Annotated in this window: 6 protein-coding genes; all 6 read right to left on the bottom strand. The window is 73.2% G+C overall.

The window, feature by feature from the left end:
- Positions 1-154: 154 nt before the first annotated feature.
- Positions 155-2,101, bottom strand: a complete 1,947-nt coding sequence (locus tag OUY22_RS35070; protein ID WP_270159615.1) for a beta-galactosidase — start codon at positions 2,099-2,101, stop codon at positions 155-157.
- 121 nt (positions 2,102-2,222) lie between these two features.
- Positions 2,223-2,999, bottom strand: coding sequence for a nuclear transport factor 2 family protein (locus OUY22_RS35065; protein WP_270159614.1), 777 nt, complete (start codon positions 2,997-2,999; stop codon positions 2,223-2,225).
- 60 nt (positions 3,000-3,059) lie between these two features.
- Complete coding sequence (locus tag OUY22_RS35060) at positions 3,060-4,016, bottom strand: RNA polymerase subunit sigma-70 (RefSeq protein ID WP_270159613.1); 957 nt, start codon at positions 4,014-4,016, stop codon at positions 3,060-3,062.
- A gap of 94 nt (positions 4,017-4,110) precedes the next feature.
- Positions 4,111-4,962 carry a DUF72 domain-containing protein gene (locus OUY22_RS35055; protein ID WP_270159612.1) on the bottom strand — a complete coding sequence of 284 codons (852 nt, stop codon included), beginning with the start codon at positions 4,960-4,962 and terminating at the stop codon, positions 4,111-4,113.
- Between the two features lie 9 nt (positions 4,963-4,971).
- Entirely contained in the window at positions 4,972-5,970 is a 999-nt protein-coding gene (locus OUY22_RS35050; RefSeq protein ID WP_270159611.1) for an NAD(P)-dependent alcohol dehydrogenase, read from the bottom strand.
- Positions 5,971-6,123: 153 nt separating this feature from the next.
- On the bottom strand, positions 6,124-6,519 hold a 396-nt coding region (locus tag OUY22_RS35045), incomplete at its 5' end, for a hypothetical protein (protein WP_270159610.1).

Genomic DNA, 6,519 nt, shown 5'->3' with positions numbered 1-6,519 from the left:
GGAGCGCCGCGGCGCCGAGCAGGCTCACGCTTCTCATGGCAACCTCCAGTTCGTCACCTTGTTGGATGCGCGGGAGGCGCCGCAGGTTCACCAGTGATCGTCACGGCCGGGCCGGCGCCCCGCTCCAGCCGGAGAATCCGGACCTCGCGCCCGCTCAGGGCGCCAGCCGGAGGATCCGGACCTCGCCCGCCGGGAGGGTCAGCTCGCCCGTCACCTCCTCGCCGGTGAACAGGTCGGCGCCGGTGGTCCCGACGACCGCGGCGTCCCCGGTGTGGTTGATCGCGAACAGGTAGGCCGGGCCGTCCGGGTGGGCGCGCCGGACGAGTTCGACGCCGGGGATCCCCGAGGCGGTGACGCCCGCTTCGGCGCAGACCGCGCGCAGCACGCCCGCCAGGTCATCGCCCACCGGCAGCGTGGTCAGGTAGTGGGCGGCCCCCTCGCCCCAGGCGTTGCGGGTCCAGGCCGGCTCGCCGGTGACGTACGTGTCGAGCACCGTGGCGGTGGTGACGTGCGCCGTCTCGCTCCACACGGTCCCGGCGCCGCCGCCCGACAGCGGGAGGCGCTCCCCCGGCTCCAGCGGGAAGAACTCCTCCACCGTCACCCCGAGCAGGTCGCGCCAGGCGCCCGGGTAGCCGCCGAGCCTGACCCGGTCGTGCTCGTCGACGATCCCGCTGTACGGGCCGGCCAGCGCGGTCCCGCCGCCGGCCACGAAGCGTTCGAGCGCGGCCGCGCCCCGGTCGCTGACCAGGTAGAGCGCGGGCGCGAGGACCAGGCGGTAGCCGGACAGGTCGGCTTCCGGGTGGACGACGTCGCAGGTGACGCCCTGCTTCCACAGTTCGGCGTGCCAGCTCTTGATCACCTCGACCGGCTTCAGCTCGCCGGTGGGCTGGGCCGGGTGGTCCTGGGCCCACACGCTCGCGTGGTCGAGCAGGATGGCCGTCTCGGCCCTGACCGTGCTGCCCGTCACCTCGGCGGTGGCCCGCAGGAGCGCGCCGAGACCGGTCACCTCGCGCCAGATCTTCGTGGCGGTGCCGGCGTGCGGCAGCATCGCCGAGTGCCACTTCTCGGCTCCGGCCCGGGACGCCCGCCACTGGAAGAACATGATCGCGTCGGCGCCCCTGGCCAGGTGCTGCACCGCGTTGCGGGTCAGCTCGCCGGGCCGCTTGGCGCGGTTGACCGGCTGCCAGTTGACCGCGCTGGTGGAGTGCTCCATCAGCACCCACGGCCGGCCGCCGCCGAGCGATCGGGCGTAGTCGGCGGCGAACGCCAGGTCGATGTGCGGGTCGGGGCCGATCAGGTAGTGGTCGGTGGAGACGACGTCCACCTCCTTGGCGAAGGACCAGTAGTCCATGTCCCAGTGCGCGCCCGCCATCAGGTTCGTCGTGGCCGGCACGTCAGGGGCGAGCGCGGCGAGCAGGTCGCGCTCGGCTCGGTACAGGTCGAGCAGCGCGTCCGAGCTGAACCGGCGGAAGTCCAGCTGCTGGCCGGGGTTGGTGAACGACGGGGTGGCTCGGGGCGGCAGGATCTGCTCCCAGGAGCTGTAGCGCTGCGACCAGAAGGCGGTGCCCCAGGCGTCGTTCAGCGCGTCCAGTGTGCCGTGCCGCTCGCGCAGCCAGTCGCGGAAGGCGGCGGCGGAGACGTCGCAGTAGCAGCGGGCGTTGTGGCAGCCGTACTCGTTGTGGACGTGCCACATCCGCAGCGCCGGGTGGCCGCGGTAGCGCTCGCCGATCCGCTCCACCACGCGCAGCGCCCTGTCCCGGTAGATCGGCGAGCTGGGGCAGAAGCCCTGCCGGCTGCCGTGGTGGAGCCGCCGGCCGTCGGCGTCGACCGGGAGCGCCTCGGGGTGGGCGTGGCCGAACCAGGGCGGCGGCGACGCGGTCGGGGTGGCGAGGCAGGCGCCGATGCCGTGGCCGGCGAGCAGGTCCATGACCCGGTCCAGCCAGCCGAACGCGAACCCGCCCTCGACCGGCTCCAGCAGCGACCAGGAGAAGATGCCGACGCTGACCTGGTTGACCCCGGCCTCGCGCATCAGGGCGACGTCCTGGGTCCAGATCTCCTCGGGCCACTGCTCCGGATTCCAGTCGCCGCCGTAGCCGATCAAGGGGGCCCTCCTCGTGTGGTGGTTCGAGGAGGATTAAAACGTTCTTCCACTACGGGGGCAAGCCCTCACCACTCGGCCCGAGGATCACCCGGACAAGCCGGTGTTGAGGGCTTGATTCGATTCAAGACTCCTGGGGCAGCGACAGGTGCTCATGGACCATCTCCCAGCCGCCCCCGCGCCGCCGGAACACGCGGGTGCCCCTGGACATGACGGGCTCATTGCCGCCCACCCGGATGCGGTCCAGGCCCCACGTCACCGCGAGGTCGTCCCGTACCAGCACCTCCAGATCGGGGATGTCCCAGGTGACCGTCGCGCCGGCCGCCGCCTCCAGGCCGGTCCGGCACACCTCGCGCAGCTCGTCCACCCCCTCGTACCGCAGCGGGCCCTGCTGCTCGTAGGCGACCACGTCGTCCGCGATGGCGGCCATCATGCCCTCCAGGTCCCCGGCCGCCGTCTGCTCCGACCAGCGCGTGAACCGCTCGCGCACCTCCCGCTCCCCGGCCTCCGAATCGGCCAGCGGGAACGAGTGGTGCTCGTGCGCCACCACCCACCGGCCGTCCTCTTTGCGCAGGCCCAGCGTCAACCGGAGCAGGACCTTCGGGTCGTAGGCGCCCGGCATGCCGCAACGCAGCAGCGCGAACGCGTACCCGACGTCCTCCCCCGCCGTCACCTCCAGCTCCACCAGGTCGAAGGTCGCCCCCTGCGCCTGCCAGTCGAAGAACCCCGGCCACGTCCGCCGGTAGGCGTCCAGGCCGCGCACGCCCTCGTACGGCGGCGGCACGTCGAACATGACGATGTCCTCGGCGTGGTCGGCGACCACCGCGTCCAGGTCGCCGGCGTGCACCGCGCGCGCCCACCGCTCGACGAGTTCCCTGATCTGCTTGTCATCGGTACGCATGAGTCCCGGCCTTTCTCTCGATGGTGTCCTCACCCGTACAACCCGGCCGGGCGCGGAAACTCATCGCAGTTCGGCCGGCAGCCCGAACGCGGTCAGGTCGGCCTCCAGGAACGACACCACCTCGGCCACCCGGCCGTCCCGCACGGCCAGCACGTCCAGACCGCCGGGGACGTACGCGGCCCGCCCCTCGTCCCAGCGGTACGTGCCGAACGCGAGCTGCCCGTTGGCCCGCGCCGGCAGGAACCGCCAGCGCTCCCGCAGCGCCGCCTCCGTGAGGAAGCCGCGGATGGCGGCCAGGCCCGCGTACCACTCGGGCAGCGGCGGCATCGCGTAGCGGGCGTCCTCGGTCAGCATCGACACGATCGCCTCGACGTCGCCCGCCTCCCATGCCGCCGCCCACCGCCTGGCCAGCTCCCGCTCACCGGGCTCCCGCCGGGTCGTCGCCTGCCGCGGCCGGGCCACGGCCCTGCGGGCACGCTGCAGCGCGCTGTTCGCGGCCGGGACCGTGGTGTCCAGCAGGCCCGCGGTCTCGGCGGCCGAGTAGCCGAGCACGTCCCGCAGCAACAGGGACGCCCGCTGCACCGGCGACAGGTGCTGCAGCGCGGCCACGAACGCCAGCTCCACGCTCTCCAGCTCCACCGCCCGCGCCTCGGGGCCCAGCAGCCGGTCGGGGTACGGCTCCAGCCACGCCACCTCGGCCGCCGGGGTGCCCGGCCGCAGGTCAGCGGGCAGTTCGCGGCGGCCTCTCCGCTCGGCGGCGGTCAACGCCCGGTTCGTCGCGATCCGGTACAGCCAGGGGCGGATCGACCCGTCCCGGTCCTCGAACCCCGGCAGGCTCCGCCAGGCCCGGTCGAACGTCTCCTGCACGACGTCCTCCGCGTCGTGCACCGAGCCGAGCATCCGGTAGCAGTGGGCGCGCAGCTCGTCGCGGTACGGCCCCACGAGATCGCCGAACGCCCGCTCGTCCCCGGCGCGCGCCGCCTCCAGCAGCTTCCCGTACCCGTCTGATGCGTCCATGCGATCAGTTTGCCCCTCCCCTCCGCGCCGCCGTCCCCTGCGGGTGGATCCGCCTGTACGTCCCGGCCCGCCACTTCCTCGGCGGCCGTTGACGTCAGAAGAGGGTGAGCGGCTCGACGGGGGCGGGCTCCGGCAGCGGCTCCAGCTCCGGCACCCGCGCCCGCACGGCGTCGTGGAAGCTCCGGGCCAGCGTCAGGGCCTCGGCGTTGTCGGGGGTGTGCACGAACACCGTCGGCGAGCGGCCCTCGCGCAGCCAGTCCGTCACGACGCCGACCCAGTGACCCCAGCCCTCGACCGTCCTGGAGACGTCGTCGCGGCCCAGGTAGCGCACGATCGGCCGGTCGGTGAGCGCCGCCGACCGGCGCGGCACCCGGGGCTTCTTCACCCAGGCGTCACGCTCGGCGTCGCTGGTCGGCGGGCTGCGGAAGAGCGTGACCGTGTCGAACGGCACCCATTCGGCCCCGGCCCGGCCCAGCACGCCCTCCAGTGCCCGCACGGCCCGCGCGTCCTCGAAGAACGCCTGGTGGCGCACCTCGACCGCGTAACGGTGAGCGGGCGGCAGCCGGTGCAGGAATCCCGCCAGCGTGCCCAGGTCGCCCGGCCCGAAGGAGCCCGGCAACTGGATCCACAGGGCGTGGGCCCTCGGGCCCAGCGGCTCGATCGCGTCCAGGAACTCCCGCAGCGGCTCCTCGGCCCCCGTGAGCCGCCGCTCGTGGGTGATCGTCTTGGGCAGCTTCACCACGAACCGGAAGCCGGGGTCCGTCTGGGCCGCCCATGACTCCACCGTGCCCCTGGCCGGGGTCGCGTAGAACGTCGTGTTGCCCTCGACCGCGTTGCACCAGGTGGCGTAGGCCCGCAACCGTTCGGCCGGAGGGAGGGGGTGGGGCAGCAGCCGGCCCTGCCACGGCGCGTGCGTCCACATCGCGCATCCCACATGAAGCCGCATCCGCCCACGCTACAACGTGAGCACGATCCTGCCCCGGGCCGTGCCCCCGGTCAGGTAGCGCAGGGCGGCGCCCGCCTCGGCCAGCGGGAAGGCGCGGTCGACGACAGGGCTGAGTCTGCCCTGCGCCAGCAGGTCCCCGAGGAGGGCCATCGAGTCCTTGACGGGCGGCGTGGCCCTGGTGGGTCTGGGCAACTGCCGCTGGAACGCGGACCTGGCCATCAGGCCGGCGAAGCGCGGCAGGCTGCCGAGCACCTGACGGCCCGCGGCGCCGTAGTGGTCGTGGCCGATGAGGACGTATGTGCCGTCAGGGGTGAGCGCGCGGCGGCACTCCGCGAACGAGTGGTTGCCGGGGATGTCCACGATGAGGTCGTAGCGCTCGCCGCGCCGGGTGAAGTCCTCCACGGTGTAGTCGATCACGTGGTCCGCGCCGAGCGCCTTCACCAGGTCGAGCTTGGCCGGGTGGTCGACGCCCGTCACCGTCCCCCCGCGCGCCTTGGCGATCTGCAGCGCGCACCCGCCCACGCCGCCTCCGGCGCCGTTGACCAGGACGTTCCCCAGCGGGCCCGGCGGGAGGTTCCGCAACACGATGAGCCCGGCGGTGGGCACGCACGCGGCCTGCTCGAAGCCGACGCCGGCGGGCTTGGGCGCCAGGTGGTCCTCGGGTACGGCGACGTACTCGGCGTAGGCGCCGCCGTTCTTCCACTGCGTGCCGCGCAGGGTCTCGCCGAACACCTCGTCGCCCGGCCGGAACCGGGTCACCCCGGCCCCCGCGGCCTCCACCACGCCGGCCATGTCCGTGCCAGGGACGGGGTTCTTCGGCCGGCGCAGCCCGGACCCCATGATCTGGAGCACGTACGGCCGTCCGGTCACGACGTGCCACACGTCGGGATGGACGGAGGCGGCGCGCACGCGGACGAGGACCTCGTCGTCCCGGGGCGTGGGCCTGTCGATGTCGCCTAATCGCAGGTCATCTGGTGATCCGTACGCTTCTTGGATGATCGCCCTCATACCGTCATTCTGCGCGAGCGGGGTGCCCGGCGCGTGGTCAAGAGCGCGAGCGGACACCTCACCCACTGGCTGACATGGAGGACCGCCCCTTCCCGGACGCACGGAGCGATCGGCCCCGGGGACTCCGAGGCCGATCGCCAGGGGGCGGGCGCGTCAGTCGATCGACCGGATGATCCTCCAGATGAGGTAGAGCGCCTTGCCGGCCTTACCCACCTTGCCGCCTCTCGGGGTGTCCGACTCGTACCGCGTGCTGGCCGGGCCGTGCCCGGTGCCCTGCCACGGCGTGTACTCGGTCTCCTTCCGGGCCGACTGGGTGTACGACCGCAGTTCGCCCGACTCGTACCGGCGGACTCCCATCTGGTCGTCGATCGAGCGTTTCTGCTCCTCGGACAGCCCTCTGCCGGACTGCGACTGGTTGTTGGACGGATTGCGCTGTGCCTTGGGCGGGTTCGCGCGCTGCTGCGCCCGGCGCGTGGTGGGCCGGTGGTTGGGCCTGTTCCTGGCCTGCTTGCGCGCGAGCTGGGCGACGGCGCGCTTGCCCTTCGCGAT

The sequence above is a fragment of the Nonomuraea corallina genome (genome assembly GCF_027620315.1).
Classification (GTDB): domain Bacteria; phylum Actinomycetota; class Actinomycetes; order Streptosporangiales; family Streptosporangiaceae; genus Nonomuraea; species Nonomuraea corallina.
Note: the sequence above shows the minus strand (reverse complement) of the source record. Positions and strands in the feature narration are given on the sequence as shown.